At 42.6% G+C, this 24955-nt stretch carries 20 protein-coding genes; 17 read left to right on the top strand and 3 right to left on the bottom strand.

Features of this window, described 5'->3' with window-relative positions; all coding sequences use genetic code 11:
* Window positions 1-71: 71 nt before the first annotated feature.
* The 11 genes from gmk (at window position 72) to CJ239_RS02670 (ending at window position 12260) form a co-directional block, all read left to right on the top strand.
* Window positions 72-698 (top strand): guanylate kinase, encoded by a 627-nt coding sequence (gene gmk / locus CJ239_RS02620; protein WP_102210441.1) that lies wholly within the window; start codon window positions 72-74, stop codon window positions 696-698.
* Between the two features lie 24 nt (window positions 699-722).
* Window positions 723-1037 (top strand): DNA-directed RNA polymerase subunit omega, encoded by a 315-nt coding sequence (gene rpoZ / locus CJ239_RS02625; protein WP_000979235.1) that lies wholly within the window; start codon window positions 723-725, stop codon window positions 1035-1037.
* A 65-nt stretch (window positions 1038-1102) separates the two neighbouring features.
* Window positions 1103-3499, top strand: coding sequence for a primosomal protein N' (locus tag CJ239_RS02630; protein WP_102210442.1), 2397 nt, complete (start codon window positions 1103-1105; stop codon window positions 3497-3499).
* A gap of 12 nt (window positions 3500-3511) precedes the next feature.
* A complete protein-coding gene (gene fmt, locus CJ239_RS02635) occupies window positions 3512-4447 on the top strand; it encodes a methionyl-tRNA formyltransferase (protein WP_102210443.1) in 936 nt (311 codons plus the stop codon).
* Window positions 4440-5753: a 16S rRNA (cytosine(967)-C(5))-methyltransferase RsmB gene (gene rsmB / locus CJ239_RS02640; protein WP_180958190.1), complete on the top strand. Its 1314-nt coding sequence runs from the start codon at window positions 4440-4442 to the stop codon at window positions 5751-5753. Before fmt ends, rsmB begins: the two co-directional genes overlap by 8 nt.
* A 14-nt stretch (window positions 5754-5767) precedes the next feature.
* Entirely contained in the window at window positions 5768-6508 is a 741-nt protein-coding gene (locus CJ239_RS02645) for a Stp1/IreP family PP2C-type Ser/Thr phosphatase (RefSeq protein WP_102210445.1), read from the top strand.
* On the top strand, window positions 6505-8403 hold the full coding sequence (gene pknB, locus CJ239_RS02650) for a Stk1 family PASTA domain-containing Ser/Thr kinase (RefSeq protein WP_102210446.1): 1899 nt from the start codon (window positions 6505-6507) through the stop codon (window positions 8401-8403). The genes CJ239_RS02645 and pknB overlap by 4 nt, the downstream gene beginning before the upstream one ends.
* 88 nt (window positions 8404-8491) lie before the next feature.
* Complete coding sequence (locus tag CJ239_RS02655) at window positions 8492-9250, top strand: threonine/serine exporter family protein (protein ID WP_102210447.1); 759 nt, start codon at window positions 8492-8494, stop codon at window positions 9248-9250.
* A gap of 1 nt (window position 9251) precedes the next feature.
* Window positions 9252-9701, top strand: a complete 450-nt coding sequence (locus CJ239_RS02660; RefSeq protein ID WP_102210448.1) for a threonine/serine exporter family protein — start codon at window positions 9252-9254, stop codon at window positions 9699-9701.
* Between the two features lie 112 nt (window positions 9702-9813).
* Window positions 9814-10986, top strand: coding sequence for a hydroxymethylglutaryl-CoA synthase (locus CJ239_RS02665; RefSeq protein ID WP_180958191.1), 1173 nt, complete (start codon window positions 9814-9816; stop codon window positions 10984-10986).
* Window positions 10986-12260: a hydroxymethylglutaryl-CoA reductase, degradative gene (locus CJ239_RS02670; protein WP_102210450.1), complete on the top strand. Its 1275-nt coding sequence runs from the start codon at window positions 10986-10988 to the stop codon at window positions 12258-12260. Before CJ239_RS02665 ends, CJ239_RS02670 begins: the two co-directional genes overlap by 1 nt.
* A 233-nt stretch (window positions 12261-12493) precedes the next feature.
* Here the strand turns inward: CJ239_RS02670 and CJ239_RS02675 are convergent, their stop codons facing one another.
* Together CJ239_RS02675 and CJ239_RS02680 are read right to left on the bottom strand one after the other, a co-directional pair.
* Window positions 12494-13459: a LacI family DNA-binding transcriptional regulator gene (locus tag CJ239_RS02675; protein WP_102210451.1), complete on the bottom strand. Its 966-nt coding sequence runs from the start codon at window positions 13457-13459 to the stop codon at window positions 12494-12496.
* Window positions 13440-14894 carry a sucrose-6-phosphate hydrolase gene (locus tag CJ239_RS02680; RefSeq protein ID WP_102210452.1) on the bottom strand — a complete coding sequence of 485 codons (1455 nt, stop codon included), beginning with the start codon at window positions 14892-14894 and terminating at the stop codon, window positions 13440-13442. The genes CJ239_RS02675 and CJ239_RS02680 overlap by 20 nt, the downstream gene beginning before the upstream one ends.
* Window positions 14895-15273: 379 nt before the next feature.
* On the opposite strand from CJ239_RS02680, the gene CJ239_RS02685 reads away from it, so the two are divergent.
* Complete coding sequence (locus CJ239_RS02685; protein WP_102210453.1) at window positions 15274-17157, top strand: sucrose-specific PTS transporter subunit IIBC; 1884 nt, start codon at window positions 15274-15276, stop codon at window positions 17155-17157.
* A gap of 149 nt (window positions 17158-17306) precedes the next feature.
* Window positions 17307-18194 (top strand): fructokinase ScrK, encoded by an 888-nt coding sequence (scrK, locus tag CJ239_RS02690; RefSeq protein WP_102210454.1) that lies wholly within the window; start codon window positions 17307-17309, stop codon window positions 18192-18194.
* Window positions 18195-18236: 42 nt separating this feature from the next.
* Here the strand turns inward: scrK and CJ239_RS02695 are convergent, their stop codons facing one another.
* Window positions 18237-18854, bottom strand: a complete 618-nt coding sequence (locus tag CJ239_RS02695; protein WP_102210455.1) for a TVP38/TMEM64 family protein — start codon at window positions 18852-18854, stop codon at window positions 18237-18239.
* 181 nt (window positions 18855-19035) lie between these two features.
* Between CJ239_RS02695 and CJ239_RS02700 the strand changes: the two genes are divergently transcribed.
* The 4 genes from CJ239_RS02700 to CJ239_RS02710 are packed head-to-tail and all read left to right on the top strand — an operon-like array spanning window position 19036 to window position 24945.
* The gene (locus CJ239_RS02700) at window positions 19036-22098 is read left to right on the top strand and encodes a DEAD/DEAH box helicase family protein (RefSeq protein ID WP_102210456.1); all 3063 of its coding nucleotides are present in this window, start codon (window positions 19036-19038) and stop codon (window positions 22096-22098) included.
* Entirely contained in the window at window positions 22098-22352 is a 255-nt protein-coding gene (locus CJ239_RS12020) for a hypothetical protein (protein WP_257994402.1), read from the top strand. The genes CJ239_RS02700 and CJ239_RS12020 overlap by 1 nt, the downstream gene beginning before the upstream one ends.
* A gap of 15 nt (window positions 22353-22367) precedes the next feature.
* Window positions 22368-23702, top strand: a complete 1335-nt coding sequence (locus CJ239_RS02705; RefSeq protein ID WP_257994403.1) for a class I SAM-dependent DNA methyltransferase — start codon at window positions 22368-22370, stop codon at window positions 23700-23702.
* Window positions 23695-24945, top strand: coding sequence for a restriction endonuclease subunit S (locus CJ239_RS02710; protein ID WP_102210457.1), 1251 nt, complete (start codon window positions 23695-23697; stop codon window positions 24943-24945). The genes CJ239_RS02705 and CJ239_RS02710 overlap by 8 nt, the downstream gene beginning before the upstream one ends.
* The last annotated feature ends 10 nt before the right edge of the window (window positions 24946-24955 follow it).

Here is a 24955-nt window from a genome sequence, read left to right on the forward strand (position 1 = left end):
AAAGGATAATCTGGCTTTTTGCCATTATTCTATAGAAATGTTATTTCACAGACTGACTAAAAGGAGACACAATGGCAGACCGAGGCTTACTAATCGTTTTTTCTGGTCCTTCAGGGGTTGGCAAAGGAACGGTTAGAAGAGAGATTTTTGAGAGTTCTGAAAACCAATTTCAATACTCTGTATCGATGACGACACGCGCACAACGTCCTGGAGAAGTGGACGGTGTTGACTATTTCTTCCGTACTCGCGAAGAGTTTGAAGAGCTGATTCGTCAAGGGCAGATGTTGGAATACGCAGAATATGTCGGCAACTACTATGGAACTCCTCTGACCTATGTCAATGAAACCTTGGACAAGGGAATCGATGTTTTCCTTGAAATTGAAGTTCAGGGTGCTCTTCAGGTCAAGAAAAAGGTTCCAGATGCTGTCTTTGTCTTTCTGACACCACCAGATTTGGATGAATTGCAAGATCGTTTGGTAGGTCGTGGAACAGACAGTGCTGAAGTGATTGCCCAACGAATCGAAAAAGCCAAGGAAGAAATTGCGCTTATGCGTGAGTATGATTATGCGATTGTCAACGATCAGGTGCCCCTAGCTGCTGAACGTGTCAAACGTGTGATCGAAGCAGAGCACTTCCGTGTGGATCGTGTTATTGGTCACTATCAGGAGATGTTGCCAAAATCTCCAACTACTCGATAAAATTTAGAAAATAGGTATAAGCAAATGATGTTAAAACCCTCTATTGATACCTTGCTTGACAAGGTTCCTTCAAAATATTCACTCGTAATCTTGGAAGCAAAACGTGCCCACGAATTGGAAGCAGGTGCGCCAGCAACTCAAGGTTTCAAATCTGAAAAATCAACTCTTCGCGCTTTAGAAGAAATCGAATCAGGAAACGTAACCATTCACCCAGATCCAGAAGGAAAACGTGAAGCAGTGCGTCGCCGTATCGAAGAAGAAAAACGCCGCAAAGAAGAAGAAGAAAAGAAAATCAAAGAGCAAATCGCTAAAGAAAAAGAAGATGGTGAAAAAATTTAAGGTTGGGGGGACTCAATCTTATTTTTTCTATTGCAAGAATGTACTGACAAGGAGGAGGTGAAAAGATGGCTATAGCTAAGATTATCGTAGATGTTCCCTTGATGCAGACGGACCAGCCCTATAGTTACAGGATTCCGGAGGAATTTGAGGGAATGCTGGAAGTTGGGATGCGGGTTCATGTGCCTTTTGGTAAGGCTAATCGCCTGATTCAAGGGATTGTTCTTGGTTTGGAGTCCCAACCAGATGAAGAAGAGATGGAGCAAGATTTAAAAGATATTGTCGAGGTGTTAGATTTTTCTCCTGTTCTCACGCAAGAACAACTCTGGTTGGCTGAGGAGTTACGCAAATCTGTCTTCTCCTACAAGATCTCCATCCTCAAGGCTATGTTACCAGGGTTTCTGAACTCCAGCTATGACAAAATTCTCTATCCTAAGGAAGGTCTGAGTCAGGAAGACCGAGATCGTCTGTTTGGTTCAGAAGATTCGCTTGCCTTTTCTTCTCTGGATTTAGGTAAGCAAGCTGAAATGATGCGTTTGACTAGAAAAGGCTTGCTTGGTCTAGAATATCAGGCGATTGATCAAAAGAAGGTCAAGACCCAGTCTTGGTATGAGGTAGACCTTGCTCAATTAGAAAGTGTAGAGATTTCTACACGCGCCAAGAAAAAGTTAGAACTGAGAGACTATTTGCTTTCTCATCCTGAGAGTGCTTCCTTGGCTAGTTTGCTAGAGTTCTATTCGAGGGAGCAAGTTAACTTCTTTGTGGAACAAGGTGCTGTGACCATAGTTCAAAAGGAAGTTCAACGCTCGGCTGCTTATTTTGAAGGCATTGAGGCAAGTCAGCCTTTGGAGTTGAATCCAGAGCAAAGACAGGCGCGTGATGCGGTGGTCAGTGCGATTGGTAGTCACCAGGCTCCCTTCCTCCTTCAAGGGATTACAGGAAGTGGGAAGACAGAAGTTTACTTGCAGATTATCCAAGGAGCTTTGGACAAGGGCAAGACAGCTATTTTGCTGGTTCCTGAGATTTCCTTGACTCCACAAATGACGGAGCGTTTTATTGCTCGATTTGGTGAGAAAGTGGCCATTCTTCACTCAGGCTTGTCTAATGGTGAAAAGTATGATGAATGGCGCAAGGTGGAACGCGGCGATGCACAAGTTGTTGTTGGTGCCAGATCTGCCATCTTTGCTCCGCTGAAAAATCTGGGTGTTATGATTATCGATGAGGAGCACGAAGCGACTTATAAGCAGGACAGTAATCCCCGTTACCATGCCAGAGAGGTCGCCATTTTACGGGCCAAATATAATCAAGCAGCCCTAGTTCTTGGGTCTGCGACACCAAGTCTGGAAAGCCGTGCACGGGCTGGAAAAGGCGTTTATCAACATTTACGTCTGACCCAACGAGCCAATCCTTTAGCTAGGATCCCTGAGGTTCAAGTGATTGATTTTCGGGACTATATCGGACAAAACGAGACATCAAACTTTACACCCCCTTTGCTAGAAGCCATCCAAGACCGTCTGGCTAAAAAAGAGCAGGTGGTTCTCATGCTCAATCGTCGGGGGTATTCTAGCTTTGTTATGTGTCGAGAGTGTGGGACCGTGGATACTTGTCCCAACTGTGACATTTCCTTGACCTTGCACATGGATACCAAGACCATGAACTGCCATTATTGTGGCTTTTCGAAGGATATTCCTCAGGTCTGTCCTAACTGTAAGAGCCGAAGTATTCGTTACTATGGGACAGGGACACAGAAGGCTTATGATGAGCTGGCAGAACTCTTTCCGCAGGCCCGCATTTTGCGGATGGATGTGGACACGACGCGCAAGAAAGGCAGTCATCAAACCCTGCTTGACCAGTTTGGACAAGGGGAAGCGGATATTTTACTAGGTACTCAGATGATTGCCAAGGGATTGGATTTTCCCAATGTGACCCTAGTCGGAGTGCTCAATGCGGATACGGCCTTGAATTTGCCTGATTTCCGTTCTTCTGAGAGAACCTTCCAGCTCTTGACTCAGGTGGCAGGCCGTGCAGGCCGTGCTGAAAAAGCTGGTCAGGTTTTGATTCAGTCCTACAATCCGCAGCATTATGCTATAAGATTTGCTAAGGATCAGGACTACGAAGGCTTTTATGCCTATGAAATGGGAATCAGACGACAACTTGGTTATCCACCTTACTATTTCACCATTGGTATTACCCTTTCTCATAAGAAGGAAGAAGAGGTGGTCAAACGTGCCTATGAAGTTATGAACATTTTGCGGTCAGGCTTGTCAGAGACCAGTAACATTCTTGGGCCAACGCCCAAACCCATTGCCCGTACCCACAACCTCTATCATTATCAGATTTTGATTAAATACCGTTTAGAAGATGAACTGGGGCCGACTCTAAATCAGGTTCTGGCTTTGACTCAAGAACGGGAAAATAGTGAGCTCCGTCTCAGCATTGACCATGAGCCACAGCAATTTTTATAAGAAGGAGAAGATATGACAAAACTAATCTTTATGGGGACACCCGACTTTTCAGCAACTGTCTTAAAAGGACTTTTGACAGATGATCGCTATGAGATTCTAGCCGTTGTGACCCAGCCAGACCGTGCTGTTGGGCGTAAAAAAGTGATCCAAGAAACTCCAGTCAAGCAGGCTGCCAAGGAAGCGGGACTTCCTATCTACCAACCTGAAAAATTATCTGGAAGTCCAGAGATGGAAGCTATTATGAATTTAGGAGCAGATGGAATTGTGACTGCTGCTTTTGGGCAGTTTCTCCCAAGTAAACTCCTTGATAGCATGGATTTTGCGGTCAATGTTCACGCTTCCCTCCTTCCAAAACACCGTGGTGGTGCGCCTATCCATTATGCCTTGATTCAAGGAGATGAGGAAGCAGGTGTGACCATTATGGAGATGGTTAAGGAAATGGATGCAGGAGATATGATTTCTCGTCGCAGCATCCCTGTAACAGATGAGGATAATGTTGGAACCTTGTTCGAGAAATTAGCTCTTGTAGGTCGTGATTTGCTTTTGGATACTCTACCTGCCTATATTGCTGGTGATATCAAACCTGAATCGCAGGATCCAAGTCAGGTCACTTTCTCGCCAAATATCAAGCCAGAGGAAGAAAAACTGGACTGGAATAAAAGCAATCGTCAACTTTTCAACCAAATCCGTGGGTTGAACCCGTGGCCTGTTGCCCATACTTTCCTTAAGGGAGACCGCTTTAAGATTTATGAAGCCCTACCAGTAGATGGTCAGGGAAATCCAGGAGAGATTCTCTCTATCGGCAAGAAAGAATTGATTGTCGCAACGGCTGAAGGAGCTCTATCCCTCAAACAAGTTCAGCCAGCTGGTAAACCTAAGATGGACATTGCTTCCTTCCTCAACGGTGTTGGACGGACATTGACAGTAGGAGAAGGATTTGGTGACTAAAGTAGAAACGGCTAGAAGTCTAGCTTTGGCAGTGCTAGAGGATGTCTTTATCAATCAAGCATACTCAAATATTGCCTTAAATAAGTATCTCAAGGGAAGCCAACTTTCTGTAGCAGACAAGGGCTTGGTGACCGAGCTGGTTTATGGAACGGTAGCCCGTAAACTGACTCTGGAATGGTACCTATCCCACTTTATCGAAGACAGAGACCAGTTAGACAGCTGGCTCTATGTTCTGCTTCTTATGAGTGCCTACCAGCTCCGCTATTTGGACAAAATTCCAGACCATGCTGTGGTTAATGAAGCGGTGGAATTGGCTAAATTCCGTAAAAAAAGCAGTGAAAAATTAGTCAATGCCGTCCTTCGTCGTATTCTGCGTGAAGGCTGGCCAGATATTGCCAGCATCAAGCGAAAAAACAAGCGTGATTCCATTGCCTATTCTCTCCCAGTGTGGCTTGTGTCTAAACTTAAGGAAGAATACGGAGAGGAGCGAGCGAAGGCTATTTTTGAAAGTCTCTTGGTGCGTAACAAGGCCAGCATTCGTGTAACAGATCTAGGACGAAAAGAGGAAATACAAGCCTTGTTGGAGGCCAGTGATTCATCCTTGTCTCCTTCTGGTCTGGTTAAGGAGCAAGGGCATTTTGCAGGCCATGATTTGTTTGCGGATGGAGCCATTACTATCCAAGACGAGTCCAGTCAGCTGGTTGCGCCAACTTTGAATTTGCAGGGAGATGAGCGAGTGCTTGATGCCTGTGCGGCTCCGGGTGGGAAAACAGCCCATATAGCTTCTTATCTCACGACAGGTCAGGTTACTGCTCTGGACTTGTACGATCACAAGTTGGACTTAATCCAAGAAAATGCTCAACGTCTGGGAGTTGCAGATCGGGTTCAAACGCAAAAATTGGATGCCAGAAAGGTGCATGAGTTTTTTGGTCAGGCTTCTTTTGATAAGATTTTGGTAGATGCTCCCTGTTCAGGAATCGGTCTTTTGCGCCGAAAACCAGACATCAAATACAATAAAGAAACGGCAGATTTCGCGTCCTTACAGGAAATTCAGCTAGAAATATTAGGTAGTGTTTGTCAAACACTAGGCAAAGGTGGTATAATAACTTATAGTACCTGTACTATTGTCTCAGAGGAGAATTTTCAAGTCGTTGAAGCGTTTTTAGAAAGTCATCCTGAGTTCGAGCAGGTAAAACTAGAACATGAATGTAAGGATATCATGAAAGACGGCTGTATCCTCATTACACCTGAATTGTATGGAAGTGATGGATTCTTCATCAGTCAATTTCGCAAGATATCAGATTAGGAAGGAACTGACACATGGAAATTTCATTATTAACAGATGTTGGTCAGAAACGAACAAATAACCAAGACTATGTCAACCACTATGTCAATAGAGCTGGGCGTACCATGATTATTTTAGCTGATGGGATGGGAGGTCATCGCGCAGGAAATATTGCTAGTGAAATGGCAGTAACAGACCTAGGTATAGCTTGGGTTGATACCCAGATCGATACAGTCAATGAAGTGCGTGAATGGTTCGGCAATTACCTAGAAATTGAAAATCAAAAGATTCACCAACTTGGACAAGATGATGCCTATAAAGGAATGGGAACAACTCTAGAAGCTGTTGCTATTATTGGCAATCAGGCTATCTATGCCCACATTGGTGATTCTCGTATCGGTTTGATTCGTGGAGAAGAATACCACCAGTTAACTAGCGATCATTCCTTGGTCAATGAATTACTCAAGGCTGGCCAATTGACGCCAGAAGAAGCAGCTAGCCATCCACAGAAAAATATTATTACCCAGTCTATCGGTCAAAAAGATGAAGTTCAACCTGATTTTGGAATAATTACTCTTGAGTCAGGAGACTATCTCTTGCTCAATAGTGATGGTTTGACCAACATGATTTCAGGCAGTGAGATTTGTGATATTGTAACCAGTGATATTCCTTTGGCAGATAAAACAGCGACGCTCGTGCGTTTTGCTAACAATGCAGGAGGTTTAGACAACATTACGGTTGCCCTTGTTTCTATGAACGAGGAGGATGCAGAATGATCCAAATCGGCAAGATTTTTGCCGGACGCTATCGGATTGTGAAACAGATTGGCCGAGGAGGCATGGCAGATGTCTATTTGGCCAAGGATTTAATTCTAGACGGAGAAGAAGTGGCAGTGAAGGTCCTGAGGACCAACTACCAGACGGACCCGATAGCTGTAGCTCGTTTTCAGCGTGAAGCGAGAGCTATGGCAGATCTAGACCATCCTCATATCGTTCGGATAACAGATATTGGTGAGGAAGACGGTCAACAGTATCTTGCAATGGAGTATGTTGCTGGACTAGACCTCAAACGTTATATCAAGGAACACTATCCTCTTTCTAATGAAGAAGCCGTCCGTATTATGGGACAAATCCTCCTAGCCATGCGTTTGGCCCATACCAGAGGAATTGTTCACAGGGACTTAAAACCTCAAAATATCCTCTTGACACCAGATGGGACTGCCAAGGTTACAGACTTTGGGATTGCAGTAGCCTTTGCAGAGACGAGTCTGACTCAGACTAACTCTATGCTGGGCTCAGTTCATTACTTGTCACCTGAGCAGGCGCGTGGTTCGAAGGCGACTGTACAGAGTGATATCTATGCCATGGGGATTATTTTCTATGAGATGCTGACAGGCCATATCCCTTATGATGGGGATAGCGCGGTGACCATCGCCCTCCAGCATTTCCAGAAACCATTGCCATCGGTTATAGCTGAAAATCCATCTGTGCCTCAGGCTTTGGAAAATGTTGTTATTAAGGCAACTGCTAAGAAATTGACAGATCGCTACAAATCAGTAGCTGAAATGTATGTGGACTTGTCGAGTAGTTTATCTTATAATCGTCGTAATGAACCAAAGCTGGTCTTTGACGATGCGACTAAGGCGGACACCAAGACTCTACCAAAAGTATCCCAGAGTACCTTGACCTCGATTCCTAAGGTGCAAACACAAAGTCCGAAGCCACAGACTGCGAAGCCGAGTCAGCAGGTTTCAGAAGACAATTATTCAAGCAAGCCTGTTAAGAAACGGAAATTTAGAGTTCGCTATATGATTTTGTTGGCCAGCATTGTATTGGTAGCAGCTTCTCTTATTTGGATTTTATCCAGAACTCCTGCAACCATTGCCATTCCAGATGTGGCAGGTCAGACAGTTGCGGAAGCCAAGGAAACGCTCAAGAAAGCCAATTTTGAGATTGGCGAGGAGAAATCAGAGGCTAGTGAAAAGGTGGAAGAAGGGCGGATTATCCGTACAGATCCTAGCGCTGGGACTGGTCGAAAAGAAGGAACGAAAATCAATTTGGTTGTCTCATCAGGCAAGCAATCTTTCCAATTGAGTAACTATATCGGCCGTAAATCGACAGATGTTATCGCGGAACTCAAGCAGAAGAAGGTTCCTGAAAATCTCATCAAGATCGAGGAAGAAGAATCAAGTGAGAGTGAAGCAGGAACTGTTCTCAGACAGAGTCCAGCTGCCGGAACAACCTATGATTTGAGCAAGGCCTCAACGATTACCTTAACCGTTGCTAAGAAAGTAACCAGCGTTGCTATGCCAAGTTATATAGGATCTAGTCTTGAATTTACTAAAAACAATCTCGTTCAAATTGTCGGTATTAAAGAAGCCAATATTGAAGTTGTAGAAGTGTCGACAGCTCCTGCTGGAACTGCTGAAGGTACAGTCGTTGAACAGAGTCCAAAAGCAGGTGAAAAGGTTGATTTGACGAAGACGCGTGTCAAGATTTCAATTTACAAGCCAAAAACACCGCCGTCAACGTCATCATCAGCACCAGTCCAACGTGGAAACCAAGGTTCTACTACAACACCAAGTCAGGGGAACCAACAAGGAAATCAACGAGGGAATGCACCTACTAATCAGTCAAGTAGTGAAGGCAACCACGAAAATTCACGTGATTAAACGAATCTTTGTCATGATTTCATGGCAAAGATTTTTTTTGACTCCAGATTTGTGATAGAATAGAGGGAGTTGATAAAAGGAGGCAAGCATGGAAGAATCAAAAGAATTAAATGCCGTCATTGATGTGATTATGCTAGCAGGAACCATTCTTCTCAAAAGTGGTTCAGAGATTCATCGTGTAGAAGATACTATGATTCGTATTGCGCATTCGCAGGGGATTGTGGATTGCAATGTTCTTGCCATGCCTGCCGCTATCTTTTTCTCGATTGAAAATACCAATATTTCGCGAATGAAGCGCGTGACCTCCTCTTCTTATAACATCGAAAAAGTCTGCGATGTCAACCAAATTTCTCGTCAGCTGGTTGAGGGGCAGATTGATTTAGAGACAGCCTTCAAGCAATTGACGGTCTTGCAAGCTCAACCGCTTCCCTATACCAAGGTGCAGGTGACTCTGGCTGCGACCTTTAGTGCTCCGTTCTTTTCGGTTATGTTTAGTGGAAATATCTACGACGCACTCGGGGCAGGAGTGGCTACTTTATTTGGTTTTGCCTTTTCCCTATATGTGGAAAAGTTTATCCGAATTCCTTTTGTTATAGCCTTTGCTGGAGCTTTTGTCTTTGGGATGATTGCCCAATTTTGGGCTCGCTACACAGGCTTTCCTTCAACGGCAGATTTGATTATAGCTGGTGCGGTCATGCCTTTTGTACCAGGTATTGCCTTGACCAATGCGGTTCGGGATATCATGACCAACCACATAAACTCTGGTATGAGTAAGATGTTTGAATCCCTACTCATTACCCTTGCTTTAGGGGCAGGAACTTCTGTCGCCTTGGTATTGATGAACTAATATGACACTAACAACCTTTTTATTACAAGCAGTAGCAAGTCTTCTTGCTATTATCACTTTTTTAATCGTACTCAATGTGAAACGCTCTATGCTTTTACCTGGAGGGATTTTGGGCATGGCTGTCTGGCTAATCTATCTCTTGCTCAAGGAACCAACCAATATCATTGTAGCTACCTTCATTGCGGCTATTATCGGTTCTTGTATCAGCCAGATTCTAAGTATTCTTTATAAGACCCCTGCTGTGGTCTTTATCTTGGCCATCTTGGCACCTTTGGTTCCAGGTTATCTTTCTTATCGGACAACTGCCTTTTTTGTGACGGGGGATTATAGTCATGCCATTGCTAGTGCAACCTTGGTTGTCATGCTGGCTCTGGTAATTTCTATTGGCATGGCTAGTGGAACAGTGATTCTTAGACTGTATTCCTACTTACGAAAACATCAAAATCGTTAGACTAACAAGAGACTTGCTTTGGTGAATCAAGTCTTTTTTCTCTCTTTTACTGCTATTTGTGATAAAATAGTAATGAACGATTTTTTACATGAATGATAAAACAGAGGTAAATATGACAATCGGTATTGATAAGATTGGTTTTGCGACCAGTCAATATGTCTTGAAATTACAAGACTTAGCAGAAGCGAGGGGAATTGACCCTGAAAAATTAAGCAAAGGACTCTTACTCGAAGAATTGAGTATTGCGCCCCTAACTGAAGATATCGTGACCTTGGCGGCCAGCGCTAGTGACTCTATTTTAACTGAGCAAGAAAGACAAGAAATTGATATGGTCATCGTGGCTACCGAGTCAGGAATTGACCAGAGTAAAGCTGCAGCCGTCTTTGTGCATGGTTTGCTTGGCATTCAGCCTTTTGCTCGTAGTTTCGAGATTAAAGAAGCTTGCTATGGAGCAACAGCTGCACTCCATTATGCCAAATTGCATGTAGAAAATTCTCCAGAGTCCAAGGTCTTGGTCATTGCCAGTGATATTGCCAAATACGGTATTGAAACTCCAGGAGAACCAACTCAGGGTGCTGGAAGTGTGGCTATGTTGATTACACAAAATCCACGCATTATGGCCTTTAATAATGACAATGTCGCTCAGACTCGTGACATCATGGATTTCTGGCGTCCAAATTACTCAACAACCCCTTATGTAAATGGTGTTTATTCTACCCAACAATATTTGGATAGTTTGAAAACGACTTGGCTTGAATACCAAAAACGCTACCAGCTTACTTTAGATGATTTTGCGGCTGTGTGCTTCCACTTGCCTTATCCTAAATTAGCGCTAAAAGGCTTGAAAAAAATCATGGATAAGAGCCTGCCTCAAGAGAAAAAAGACCTCTTGCAAAAGCATTTTGACCAGTCTATTCTCTACAGTCAAAAGGTAGGGAATATCTATACAGGTTCCCTCTTCCTAGGACTCTTGTCTCTCTTGGAAAATACAGAGAGCCTGAAAGCTGGAGATAAAATTGCCCTTTATAGTTACGGAAGTGGTGCTGTGGCTGAGTTTTTCAGTGGTGAATTGGTTGAAGGTTATGAAGCTTATCTAGATAAAGACCGCTTGAACAAGCTCAACCAACGTACTGTCCTATCTGTCGTCGACTATGAAAAGATCTTCTTTGAGGAAGTGGACTTGGATGAAACAAACTCTGCCCAGTTTGCAGGTTTTGAAAATCAAGACTATGCCTTGGTTGAAATTGTGGACCACCAACGCCGTTATAGCAAGGTTGAAAAATAATGAAGATAAGTTGGAATGGATTTTCTAAAAAATCATACCATGAGCGCCTCGAGCTGTTACAAGCTCAGGCGCTCCTTAGTCCTGACAAGCAAGCGAGTTTGAATCAGGATGAACAGATTAGCGTGACTGTGGCAGACCAGCTTAGTGAGAATGTAGTGGGAACTTTTTCTCTGCCTTATTCGCTGGTTCCAGAGGTTCTTGTCAATGGTCAGGAATACACAGTGCCCTATGTGACAGAAGAACCGTCAGTGGTTGCGGCGGCCAGCTATGCCAGTAAAATCATCAAGCGTGCAGGCGGTTTTACTGCACAAGTCCATAAGCGTCAGATGATTGGGCAGGTAGCTCTTTATCAAGTTGCTAATCCTGAACAAGCGCAAGAGAAGATTGCAAACAAAAAGACTGAGCTCTTGGAACTTGCCAATCAAGCCTATCCTTCTATCGTTAAACGTGGAGGAGGGGCGCGTGATTTACATGTAGAGCAGATTAAAGGCGAAACAGACTTTCTAGTCGTCTATCTTCATGTCGATACCCAAGAAGCCATGGGAGCCAATATGCTCAACACCATGCTGGAAGCCTTGAAACCAGTCTTAGAAGAACTCAGTCAGGGACAGAGTCTCATGGGAATCCTGTCCAACTACGCGACCGATTCTCTGGTGACTGCAAGCTGCCGCATCGCCTTTCGTTACTTGAGCCGTCAAAAGGATCAAGGACGGGAAATTGCGGAGAAAATGGCTTTGGCTAGCCAGTTTGCGCAGGTTGATCCTTACCGAGCTGCTACCCATAATAAAGGGATTTTTAATGGTATTGATGCCATTTTAATCGCCACTGGAAATGACTGGCGTGCCATCGAAGCTGGGGCCCATGCCTTTGCCAGTCGAGATGGCCGCTATCAAGGTCTTAGTCAATGGACACTGGACGTTGATAGAGAAGAATTGGTCGGCCAGATGACCCTGCCAATGCCTGTGGCGACCAAGGGTGGCTCTATCGGCCTCAACCCTCGTGTAGCTCTCAGTCACGAACTACTGGGAAATCCTTCTGCCAAAGAATTAGCTCAGATTATTGTGTCTATCGGTCTCGCCCAAAACTTTGCGGCCCTCAAAGCCTTGGTGAGTAAAGGGATCCAGCAAGGTCACATGAAATTGCAGGCCAAATCCCTAGCTCTTCTAGCAGGTGCCAGTGAGGCTGAGGTTGCTCCCCTAGTAGAGCGCCTCATCGCAGATAAAACCTTTAACTTAGAGACAGCCCAGCGCTATCTAGAAAACTTAAGATCATAAAAAACTCAGACGAATTCGGTCTGAGTTTTCTTGTGCTTATACTCAATGAAAATCAAAGAGTAAATTAGGAAGCTAGCCGCAGGTTGCTCAAAGCACTGCTTTGAGGTTGTAGATAAGACTGACGAAGCCAGCTCAAAACACTGTTTTGAGGTTGTGGATAGAACTGACGAAGTCAGTAACCATATCTACGGTAAGGCGACACTGACGTGGTTTGAAGAGATTTTCGAAGAGTATTAAATACTTTTTCCTGGTAATAGAGTAACTGGTAAGAAGTAACCTGTTGTCGCGACTTCCTTGCCTTCGATCTTCTGCAAGAGGAGGTCAACAGTGAGGCAGGCAATCTCTTCCAAGGGTTGCTTGATAGTAGCCAGTTGAGGGTAGTAATTTTCGATAAAGTAGGTACCATCATAGCCGATGACCTTGAGCTCTTCTGGGACAGAAATGCCCAGTTCCTGAGCGATTTTAATGACCAGAATAGCTGTCAAATCATCCGAAGCAAAGATGGCATCTGGCTTTTGACGAGTCAAGATATTCTTGATTTCCATTTCTTTTCTGACAGGAGAAAAGTCACTGGAAACATTGATAATAGGAGCTTTTGGGAGTATGGAAGCAAAACCAGCGTGGCGCAGTCCAGTCGGCGAATTAGAATTGTCATTCCCTGTAATCATGATGATAGACTGGGCTCCTGTCTTAACCAAGGTCTGGGCTGCAAGAACCCCACCAGCATAGTTGTCAGAGGAAACGACAGGGATATCTGGTGATAGGTTTCGGTCGAAGGAAATAATCGGTGCCGTCACACGATTGTAGTCTTCAATTCCCAAGTTGTGACTACCAGAAATGATGCCGTCCACCTGATTGGCTTCCAACATTTCGATATATTCACGTTCTTTTTCAGAATCATGCTCACTATTGCAGATGATGGTCTTGTAACCATTTTTGAAGAGTTGGTGTTCCAGCTTATCAATCAATTCTGCATAGAAAACATTGGAAATATTGGGGAAAATCAAACCGATTAACTTAGCGGACTTTCCTTGTAGACTACGAGCCAGGTTGTTGGGTTTGTAGCCCAATTCCCGCATGGCTTCATTGACCTTTTGAATGGTTTTTTCTGATAAATAGCCTTTTTTATTGATAACCCGAGAAACGGTAGTAGGGCTGACACCTGCAAGTTTGGCGACATCAGTTAGTTTTGCGACCATAATCTAATTCATAGTATCTTCCAGTTGGGTTTCCAGATTTGATGAGGATCCCATTTTGATTCGCATGTGGGAAGACACGACCAGAAAATACTTTTTCTCCTTTATTGATAAAAATTTCAAAGACAGACTTGTCGATAAAAATAGTAGCAGTAGTAGCTTGATGATTGATTGTGCAAGAACGAGTCGTCCCAAATTCTTGAGCGTACTGTTCACCAGCCTGGCTACGATCCACTGTCACTTGACCATTTACAAGGTCAAAGTTGATTGAAAGTCCCTTGCCTTCTTGATCAGCAAGTAAGACAATCTCGCTTTGGCTATTGGCTTCCAAGTTGAGTTCAAGTTCGTAAGTGTTCTTTGTTTGAGTACGGTTTGAGAAGGCTTCTTCAGAAGTACGAAGGTCCTTGATAGCTGGGACTGGGTATTGGTAGAGTTTACCGTCTTTGATAGTGAGTTCCTTGACCAAAGAGAAGGTTCCTTGGTGGTCAAAACGGTCAGATGGGTAAGAAACATCTGGCAATCCAAGCCAGCTAACTGCTAGAGCGCGTCCGTCAGGAGCGTTGAAGGCTTGGGTAGCATAGGCTTCGAAACCGTAATCCATGTTTTGAAGTTGAGACACGTCTACCATTTTAGCATTTTCTGGGTCAAAGGAAGCCCCGATTTTATACATATTTGGATAGATATTGTCGTAGTCTAGAACATCTTTATCCAATCCTTGTGGGCAGTAGAGAAGGATAGGTTGCTCGCCTACAAAGACCAGGTTTGGACATTCCATCATATAGGCAGTGCGGTCGTTAGCAAAATCAAGGTCACCAACTGCTTGCCAGTTTGTGTAGTCATTATCGGCAGCCTTGTAGAGACGGACGAAGCCTTTTTTCTCCAAGTCCTGTCCACCGACGATAGCATAGTATTGACCTTTGAAGTTAAAAATTTGCGGATCGCGGAAGTGGTCAGTAGAGTCAGCTGGCTGGTCAATCAAGATTTCGTCAATCTTGGTAATCTTGCCTTCTTTATCCATCAAAGCTCCAATCTGGTATGGGTGACGGATCCAATTTTCATCGCGGACATTTCCTGTATAAAATAGGAACAAGTTATCACCAAACTGCATGGCAGAACCAGAGTAGGCACCGTGACTATCTAATGGAGTATCAGGTAAAATTCTGACTCCAGTTTCTCTAAAGTGAACCAAATCATCACTTTCAAGCTGCACCCAAGATTTTAAACCGTGGGCTGCACCAAAAGGGAAGTTCTGATAAAAAACAATCCACTTCCCATCAAAGTAAGAAAAGCCGTTTGGGTCGTTGAGAAGTCCTGTTTTTGGCTCGATATGGTAATGAGTATGCCATGGAGATTGTGCCATATTTTCCTTTATATGTTGAATTTCTTCTTGCGTCCAATCTTGATAAAGTCTGTAACGACGCTCGGTTGTCCATTCCATTCTTTCATTCCTCCAAAAATCTTATCACTTTTAATAGTAACCGTTTTCGACTAAAAAATCAAGTTTTTTATGTTAAAAAAGAGAAAAAACTGTCAAACGTATGACATAAATAAAAATAGAACTTAGAATAAATGGTAGATATTGTTTTGAATAAATAAGTTAGAAATACCCTTTAAAATCAAGGGAAAATCTTTTATTTTTAGAATTAAAATTAAAGAATACTCATAAAAATATCAGTTTAAAATAAAAATAGAAAAGTAAAAACAAATTTCTGCAAAACGCTTGACATATTTCTAAAACATGATAAAATAATAGTCGTAAGGGCGGATAAAATCGCTTTCAAACAAGAACAAAATGTTATATAAGGAGATTTTTGCAAATGAACAATCAGGAAATTGCAAAAAAAGTCATCGATGCCTTGGGCGGACGTGAAAATGTCAACAGTGTTGCCCACTGTGCGACTCGTCTACGTGTCATGGTCAAAGATGAAGGAAAAATCAATAAAGAAGTGATTGAGAACTTGGAAAAAGTTCAAGGTGCTTTCTTTAACTCAGGTCAATACCAAATCATCTTTGGTACAGGTACAGTTAACAAAATGTACGATGAAGTTGTTGCACTTGGTTTGCCAACATCCTCTAAAGATGACATGAAAGCAGAAGCTGCGAAACAAGGGAACTGGTTCCAACGTGCTATCCGTACTTTCGGTGACGTTTTTGTTCCAATCATCCCAGTTATCGTAGCGACAGGTCTCTTCATGGGTGTGCGTGGTCTTTTCAACGCTCTTGAAATGCCACTTCCAGGAGACTTTGCAACTTACACACAAATCTTGACAGATACAGCTTTCATCATCTTGCCAGGTTTGGTTGTGTGGTCAACCTTCCGTGTATTTGGTGGAAATCCTGCCGTTGGTATCGTTCTTGGTATGATGCTTGTTTCTGGTTCACTTCCAAATGCTTGGGCGGTTGCTCAAGGTGGTGAAGTAACAGCTATGAACTTCTTTGGTTTCATTCCTGTTGTTGGTTTGCAAGGTTCCGTTCTTCCAGCCTTCATCATCGGGGTTGTCGGAGCTAAATTTGAAAAAGCTGTCCGCAAGGTTGTTCCAGATGTGATTGACCTCTTGGTAACGCCATTCGTGACACTTTTGGTCATGTCTATCCTTGGACTCTTTGTTATCGGACCAGTCTTCCACATCGTTGAAAACTACATCCTTATCGCTACAAAAGCGATCCTTAGCTTGCCATTTGGTCTTGGTGGTTTCTTGATTGGTGGGGTTCACCAATTGATCGTCGTGTCAGGTGTGCACCACATCTTCAACTTGCTTGAAGTGCAATTGCTTGCTGCTGACCATGCTAACCCATTCAACGCGATCATCACAGCTGCTATGACAGCTCAAGGTGCTGCGACTGTTGCGGTTGGTGTTAAAACTAAAAATCCAAAACTAAAAACACTTGCTTTCCCAGCTGCTCTTTCTGCCTTTCTAGGTATTACAGAGCCTGCTATCTTCGGGGTAAACTTGCGCTTCCGTAAACCATTCTTCCTTTCATTGATTGCTGGTGCAATCGGTGGTGGATTGGCTTCTATCCTTGGACTTGCAGGTACTGGTAATGGTATCACCATCATCCCTGGTACAATGCTTTACATCGGTAACGGACAACTTACACAATACCTTCTTATGGTAGCTGTATCATTTGCCCTTGGTTTTGCTCTTACTTACATGTTTGGTTACGAAGATGAAGTAGAGGCGACTCCATCTGCAAAACAAGCTGAAGTTGTTGCAGAAAAAGAAGAAGTTGCCCCAGCAACTCTTCAAAATGAAACACTTGTAACTCCTATCGTTGGTGATGTTGTCGCTCTTGCTGATGTCAATGACCCAGTCTTCTCAAGTGGAGCTATGGGCCAAGGTATCGCTGTGAAACCAAGTCAAGGTGTAGTATATGCACCAGCTGATGCTGAAGTTTCAATTGCCTTTCCAACAGGACACGCTTTTGGTTTGAAAACAACTGATGGTGCTGAAGTTTTGATTCACGTTGGTATTGACACTGTATCTATGAATGGTGAAGGTTTTGAAGCAAAAGTTGCTCAAGGTGACAAGGTTAAAGCTGGCGATGTTCTTGGAACATTTGACTCAAACAAAATCGCTGCAGCTGGTCTTGATGATACAACAATGGTTATCGTTACAAATACAGCTGACTACGCTTCAGTAGCTCCAGTCGCAACGGGTTCAGTTGCGAAGGGGGATGCTGTGATCGAAGTGAAAATCTAATCAATCCTCTCTAATGTGAAAACGAACAAATTACATGTTTGTTCGTTTTTGCTTGAATGGTAAGATTTACAGAGGAAAATCTAAAAAATAGAGAAATTTAGATTTTCGAAATATGCTATAATAAAGAAAATAAAAACAAGAGGTTTATCATGACAAAATTATATGGAAGCTTGGAAGCGGGCGGTACAAAGTTTGTCTGTGCTGTCGGTGATGAAAACTTTAACGTTGTAGAAAAAACACAATTTCCAACAACAACTCCAATCGAAACAATCGATAAAACCATCGAGTTCTTCTCAAAATTCGATAACCTTGCTGGTCTTGCAGTTGGTTCATTTGGTCCGATTGATATTGATAAAAACTCAAAAACCTATGGCTTTATCACAACGACTCCAAAACCAAACTGGGCAAATGTAGACTTGCTTGGTGCCCTTCGTCGCGCCCTTAACGTGCCAATGTACTTCACTACAGACGTAAACAGCTCTGCCTACGGTGAAGTGGTTGCCCGTAACAATGCTGGTGCTCGTATTGAAAACTTGGTTTACTACACAATCGGTACAGGTATTGGTGCAGGTGTCATCCAACGTGGTGAGTTTATCGGCGGTGTGGGTCACCCTGAAATGGGTCACTACTATGTGGCTAGACACCCAATGGATATTGAAAAAGAATTCAACGGTGTTTGTCCATTCCACAAAGGCTGTTTGGAAGGCTATGCAGCTGGTCCAAGTTTGGAAGCTCGTACAGGTGTTCGTGGGGAAAATATTGAACTCAACAACCCTGTTTGGGATGTTCAAGCCTACTACATCGCTCAAGCTGCGGTTAATGCGACAGTGACTTTCCGCCCAGACGTGATTGTCTTTGGTGGAGGGGTCATGGCTCAACAACACATGCTGGACCGTGTCCGTGAGAAATTTACATCTCTTCTCAATGGTTACCTACCAGTACCTGATGTGCGTGATTACATCGTGACGCCAGCAGTCGCAGGGAATGGTTCTGCCACACTTGGGAACTTTGTCCTTGCAAAAGAAGTTTCAAAATAAAGCACAAAATCCGCTTGGGAAACCAAACGGATTTTTTACATGTCAAAGCATTTGCCAAAAGAAGTCGATAATATAGGTCAGACCGTAGGTATAAACCACGAGGGTAAAGGGCTTGGTCAGAATGATGATGGTCATATAGCGCTTGAAGCTCATCTTGGTCAGGGCAGCCAGCATACAGAGAAAGTCAGCTGGACTAATGGGCCAAATCATCATAAAGATAAAGAAACGGTCAAAACGATTGCCTTTATCCAACCAACCGATATACTTGTCATAGGTGCGCTTGCTGACGACAGACTGGACAAAGGCAGCCCCGTAGAGGCGCACCAGATAAAAGATAATGGCACAGCCAATCACGATGCCGATATAGTTGTAGATAGTCCCGATGATGTGCCCGTAGATAAAGACCCCAGCTACCGAGGTCAAGGCCCCGGGAATAATAGGAACGACGGTCTGTAAAATCTGTAAAAAGATAAAGAGAGGTGGCCCCCAGATACCTGCCTGCTGGATAAAGGCAGAGAGGGTTTCTTTAGACTGTAAAATCCCAGCCTGATAAGCCCAAATACAGAAAATCAAACTCCCAACCCCACCGACAATCGATGAGATGTTGATAACTCGCTGCAGAAGGGGAGAAACAGCTTTCATTTGTGTATCCTGTGACATGTAAACTCCTCATAGATAGTATAACTCTACTATACCATATTTTGGAGGAGAAAGGGGAAGATTGCTTTTGCAATGGGAAGAGTGATGGATTTTGAGGCTAAACATGCTATAATAGACCTAGTATAAAATTTGGAAATTTCAGGATATGAATAGTTCAAATGAAGCGTAAGGAAGGTTTGCGATGGCAAGACGAAAAGATTTTTCTGAATTAACAAGAGTACAAATCCCAGCAGCTCTGCATTTGATGCGAATGGGTTATACCTATCTTTCTCGTAATAGTAAAGAAATTGAAGAAAGAGATCCAGATACCAATATTCTTGTATCTGTTTTTAAGGAGCAATTTTTAACATTTAATAACTATTTAACAGATGAAGATTTTGAGAGAGAATTGGCCAATATCAAGCTGGAACTGGATCAAAATGATTTAGGGCGCTCCTTCTTTAAAAGGATACAGGGACAAGAAGGTGCTGTTTATATCGATTGGGAAAATCCTGAAGCCAATACCTTCCATCTGGCGCTTGAAGTCACTTGTCAAAATGGGCAAGATGAATTTCGTCCAGATATAGTTGTGTTTATCAATGGGCTTCCCCTTTCTTATATCGAAGTTAAACAACCCAATACTATCCGTGATGGAAAGACAGGGATTCAGTCAGAACAGGACAGAACCAGATACCGTTTTGAAAATCGTAAGTTCCGTCGTTTTAACAATATTACCCAGTTGATAGCTCTATCTGATAATTTGCCTTATATCAGTGGCCAAGGTCAACAAAAACAGGGTTCTTACTATGGTTCAAATGCCTATTCAAAAACCAAGTTTAATGCTTTCAAGGAAGAAAGAGAAGTAGATTTTCTTGGTTCAATTGTACCTTTAAGAGATGAACAAATTGATTTCGTACTTGAGGATGTGAAGCGTTTTGCTCTCAAATCTCAACCAGAATTTACAACAAACTTACAGCCCAACACTCCCTGCAATACTTTCTTATCATCTTTGTATCAAAAAGAACGCCTGCTTTTCATGCTTCATTTTGGGCTGGTTTATGTAGAAGAAGAAAGCAAGGAAGGTCAGATACAATTGCAGAAGCATGTTATGCGCTATCCGCAGTATTTTGCAACTCGTGCTATCGAAGAAACCATCGCAAAAGGTGTCAAAAAAGGTGTTATCTGGCATACACAGGGTTCAGGTAAGACTGCCCTGGCTTTCTTCAATATCCGCTATCTGACCAATTATTTTTCAAAACAGGGGATTGTTCCGCAGTTTTACTTTGTCGTTGATCGCTTGGATTTGGCAGACCAAGCCTTTAAGGAATTTACCAAAAGAGGTCTAAAAGTTAAGCGCATCAACAATCCTCGAGAACTCAATCAAAAACAAGACGGCTATGATGTGGCCGTTGTCAATATACAGAAGTTCAAAGATGATTCAGACCTGACAGACCGCTCTGGCTATGATCTCAATCGTCAAAATATCTACTTTATCGATGAAGCTCATCGCTCTTATAACGAACGAGGTTCCTACCTGCCAAATCTCTATCAGGCAGATACCAATGCGATCAAGATTGCCTTGACTGGGACCCCCTTGATTACCTACAAGAAAGATGGTAAGACCAAGGAAAGCCATGCGACTACACGTGATATTTTTGGGGATTATATCCATAAATACTACTACAACCAGTCTATAGATGATGGTTTTACCTTGCGTTTGATGCGAGAAGATATCGAGACGTCCTATAAAGATAATCTCAGAGCCATCAATGAAGAAATCCAACGTGGGGATTTATCAAAAGAAGATATCTTTGCCCATCCGCACTATGTGGAACCAATGCTTGATTTTATTCTGGAGGACTTTAATCGTACGCGTGATTTGGTTTTTGATGACCAGACTATTGGTGGTATGATTGTCTGTGATTCGTCTAAGCAGGCGCGTGAGCTTGAAAAGCAGTTAGAAGAACGACGAAAGGCTGGAACAACCAACTTGACCTCTGCTCTCATCCTCCATGATGAGGGAGACAAGGAAGAGAAAAAGGAAAAGGTGGATGCCTATAAAGAAGGTAAGATTGATCTCATTATCGTCTATTCGATGCTCCTGACAGGTTTTGATGCGCCTCGCCTCAAGCGTCTCTATCTAGGTCGCAAGATTAAGGCTCATAACCTTCTCCAGACTTTGACTCGTGTGAATCGTCCTTACAAGGACTATCTCTTTGGCTATGTAGTTGATTTCGCGGATATTTCCAAAGAGTTTGACAAAACCAATCGTGCTTATCTGGAAGAACTCAATCAAGAGTATGATACGACCCTGACTGGGGAAGATGGAGAGGATGTGTTTGGCTCGCTCTTTGTGCCAGCAGAGGAAATTTCTCAGGAACTAAGCAAGACAGAGCGCATCCTCATGGACTATCCGACCTCTAATCTAGAGTTCTTTTCTCAATCAATTGATGACATTAAGGATAGAAAGCAACTAAATGAACTACGAAAAGCCTTAGAATCGGTTAAGCAGTACTATAATACCGCCCGCTTACTTGGTTATGACCATTTGATTAAGCAGATTGATATTACTCAGATTGCAACTCTGCTCAATGTCATCTCAAGACGTTTGCTGACCTTGTCACTAATAGATAAGCCAGATGATTTTTCTAGTCGCACCCTTTTAAATCTTGCCATGTCTGAGACCAGTTTTAGTTTTGTCAAGATTGCGGAGGAAGAACTCCGTCTAGCGGCCAATGACCTAGAAGATTTGAAGCGTCGAGTTGCTGGAGGAATCATAAAAGAGCGTGATGAGAAAGATCCTGAGTGGGTTTCTCTTTACGAAGAATTTCAGCGCATCATGAAAAAACACCTGATTCATGGGCAAGAAGGCTACACTATGGAAAACATCAAAGAAATTCAAAAAGAGTACGAAGAGCTCTTTAAGTCAGTGGAAGATTATCATACTCATATGAGACGTTTGACTATGAATTTTGACGGAGATGAAATGGCAGCACGTTCCTACAAACACGTAACCAACTCGACTATGGTCAGTGATTTTCCTGCTATTTACCATGTTATCAAGGGTTCTAAAGTCAGACTAGACCGTAAAATCGGTCAAAATCAAGGAGTGCTCGATAACGAGGACTTTCTCAAGAAAATGATTCGAGAAGAAGCTCGGATTGAAATGAAAACCAACCAATCTGCAAGTAGTTTGACAAGACAGGATTTTAATTATATCGTCGAGTCGCTATTTGAAGGATATGAAGAGGAATACCAACACTAATGAATGAAACATATAAAGTTCAAGTCCAAGACTTGGTAGATGATTTGAAAGCAGTCTTTACTCATGCAGGACTAGGAGGAGAAGCGGGTGAGTACAAACTCCTCACCCAGTCCTTCCTCTACAAATTTTTAAATGATAAGTTTTTATATCAGGCAAAGTGCCTAGACGAAGTTAATACTTATGAGCACTTATTGACTTTGAGTGAAGATGACTATGACTGGCTCTTGGAGGATATCGGTACAAGTACGGCTTAGCTCAAGCCTGACCAGTTGATTGAAACCCTTCACCGTCAGCAAAATGAAGCGACTTTCTACGAGAGTTTTGAAAATACCCTCAACCAGATCGCCATTGATAATAACGATATTTTCTCTGTTCATACGGATGGAGATACAGCTATTCGTCTCTTTGATGAACGCTTGATTACCGACACAATATCAGATAGCAGTAAGCGTAACGAAGTGGCAAAAGCCATCATCAATCTCATTGCGCGCGTTAAGTTTGATGAGACCATTTTTTCACAAGGTTTCGACTTTTTCTCTACTCTCTTTGAGTACATGATCAAGGACTACAACAAAGACGGTGGTGGTAAGTATGCCGAGTACTACACGCCTCACTCTGTGGCTAAGATTATTGCTGATATTCTTGTGGGAAATGACCAACCATCAAACGTGCGCATCTATGACCCGTCTGCTGGTTCTGGAACTTTGCTGATGAACCTGGCTAGTCGTATCGGTGTGGATAAGACCACTGTTTACAGTCAGGATATCTCGCAAAAATCATCCAATCTCCTCCGTCTCAATCTGATCTTGAATGGACTACAGCATTCCATACATAATATCGTACAGGGCAATACTATCATTGCTAACCGTCATCCTGAAAAGATGGACTATATCGTGTCGAACCCTCCTTTCAAGCTGGACTTTTCAGAGTGGCGTGACCGAGTGGAAAGTTTTCCAGAAGCCAGTGAGCGTTTCTTTGCAGGAGTGCCCAAGGTTCCAGCCAAGTCTAAGGACAAGATGGCTATCTATGAGCTCTTTGTTCAGCATATCATCTATTCCTTGAAGTCAGATGGCCAAGCAGCCGTTGTCTTGCCGACAGGATTTATCACTGCCCAGTCAGGGATTGACAAGACCATCCGTCAACACTTGGTGGATAATCAAATGCTGGCAGGTGTCGTTTCCATGCCGTCCAATATCTTTGCGACGACAGGTACCAACGTCTCCATCCTCTTTATTGATAAGAAAAATAAGGGCGATGTTGTTCTCATCGATGCCTCAAACCTGGGAACCAAGGTCAAGGAAGGCAAGAACCAAAAGACCGTGCTTTCTCCTGAAGAAGAGCAGAAGATCGTCGAGACCTTTATCCAGAAAGAAGCTGTCGAGGACTTTTCTGTCACTGTCTCTTATGAGGACATCAAGGAGAAAAACTACTCTCTCAGTGCAGGTCAATACTTTGACATCAAGATCGACTATGTAGATATCACAGCAGACGAGTTTGAAGCCAAGATGACCGCCTTTCAAAATAGACTCACAGATCTCTTCCAGCAATCACATTCCTTGGAGCAGGAGATAGAGAAGCAAATGAAGGGGTTGAGGTATGAGTAGAGTAATTTTAGGGGATATTGCTATTTCTCAAACAGGTCCTTTTGGTAGTCAATTACATGAGGAAGATTATGTTAGCGAAGGAACTCCTATAGTAACGGTAGAACATTTGGGAGATATCAATTTTACACATCAAAATCTTCCTTTCGTATCTGAAGCTGATACGAAGAGATTAAGTAAATACATCTTAATTGAAGGAGACATTGTTTTTAGCAGGGTAGGGTCTATTGATAGAAATGTCTACGTTGATAAAAATCATGAAGGTTGGATGTTTTCAGGTAGATGTATAAGAGTACGAGCTGATAAAAACAAAGTGAACCCTAGATATTTATCTTATTATTTTAAACAAAATAGTTTCAAAAAGATGATGATGAATCTGGCAGTTGGAGCAACAATGCCATCGTTGAATACAAAAATTATGAATTCAATAGAGTTGGATTTATTGCCCAGAGAAAATCAAGATAAAATTGCAAACATACTTTCAGCAATTGATGATAAAATACAAATAAACAACCAAATCAACCAAGAGTTAGAAACTATGGCTAAGATCCTTTATGACTACTGGTTCGTGCAGTTTGATTTCCCAGACCAGAATGGCAAACCATACAAATCATCAGGCGGAAAGATGGTCTATAATCTAGAACTCAAACGCGAAATCCCAGAGGGGTGGGGAGTGGAGACTCTTAAAGACTTTGAGTCGAAAATTATTACTGGAAAAACACCTTCTAGAGCAAATAGTGATAATTTTGGAGGTGAAATTCCTTTTATAACAATTGGAGATATACGAGGAAATACTTTTGTTTATAGCACTTCAGAATCATTGACTGATTTAGGAGCAGGCGTACAACAGAATAAGTATCTACCTGAAGGTAGCTTATGTGTTTCTTGTATTGCGACAGTGGGTGAAATTGGATTTACTACTGAATGGTCTCAGACAAATCAACAAATAAATTCAATTGTTTTTGAGGATGAAACCAATAGATATTATCTTTATTTTGCGTTGAAAAATTATTTTGAAAATGCTAATGCAAGTGCAAAGACTGGAAATACTTTTGCTAATATGAATAAAGAAGATTTTTCAGGAATTAGAATTATTCTACCAAGAAATGAAATCAAAAATAATTTTCACAAAATGACAGAGCCCTATTTTGCACAAATCAAATGTTTACAAGGACAAAACAAAGAACTCACCCAACTGCGCGATTGGCTCTTACCAATGCTGATGAATGGACAGGTGAAGGTATAAAATTCAGGAG

The organism is Streptococcus sp. UMB0029, from assembly GCF_002871495.1.
GTDB lineage: Bacteria > Bacillota > Bacilli > Lactobacillales > Streptococcaceae > Streptococcus.